Source organism: Galactobacter valiniphilus, assembly GCF_003575975.1.
In the GTDB taxonomy this organism is placed as follows: domain Bacteria; phylum Actinomycetota; class Actinomycetes; order Actinomycetales; family Micrococcaceae; genus Galactobacter; species Galactobacter valiniphilus.
Window position 1 is genome coordinate 1 of sequence record NZ_QQXK01000086.1, and the last position, 597, is coordinate 597.

Here is a 597-nt window from a genome sequence, read left to right on the forward strand (position 1 = left end):
CGCCGCCTGTGACTCCGCCCGCGCCGGCGCGGGCGTCGACGCTGTGCCGGTGGTCGTGATCCCCGAGCCGTGCTTCTGGACCCACTCCCGTAGCGCACCGCGGGAGATCCCCAGATCCGCCGCGATGCCCTTCAACGTCGCACCCGGCGTGGATGCGAATAAGTCCACCGCCCGCTGCCGGAACTCGTCCGTGTAGTTCTTCCTTGCCATCCCTTGGATTCTCGGTTCCCCAGCAACGTGCTGGAATCAGCGTGTCCAAGATCAGGGGTCAAGCGCCCCAGCACGACGGCCTTGAGCAGACCGATCTGGGCCATGTCCATGGCGGCACGGACCTCGTTCGTGGTCCACTCTTCGCCGTCTTCGACAAGCTCCTGCAGGGCCGCGTCTACGCCGTCCATGGCGGCCTTGACAGGCTTGTTCATGGCTTCGGCGTTCTCGAGGATGATCTTCGGGGTGAGGGGCATGGTCATGCCGCCTTTCGGTGTGGGTTGTTGTGCCGCTGTTGCCTGCCGCGCAAAGTGGCTCTTCCTACTTGCGGTGGGGGTGAGCGGCGCGCCGGTGTGAGTTGGGCTGCGGGGTGAGGGACGTCGAGGCCCT

Annotated in this window: 2 protein-coding genes; both read right to left on the reverse strand. The window is 66.2% G+C overall.

What is annotated here, in order from left to right; genetic code table 11:
- Positions 1 to 210, reverse strand: a 210-nt coding sequence (locus DWB68_RS15840) for a transposase (RefSeq protein WP_147391726.1), incomplete at its 3' end; no start/stop codon positions are given.
- Entirely contained in the window at positions 132 to 470 is a 339-nt protein-coding gene (locus DWB68_RS16495; RefSeq protein ID WP_119426065.1) for a hypothetical protein, read from the reverse strand. The genes DWB68_RS15840 and DWB68_RS16495, both read right to left, overlap by 79 nt.
- Positions 471 to 597: the final 127 nt, after the last annotated feature.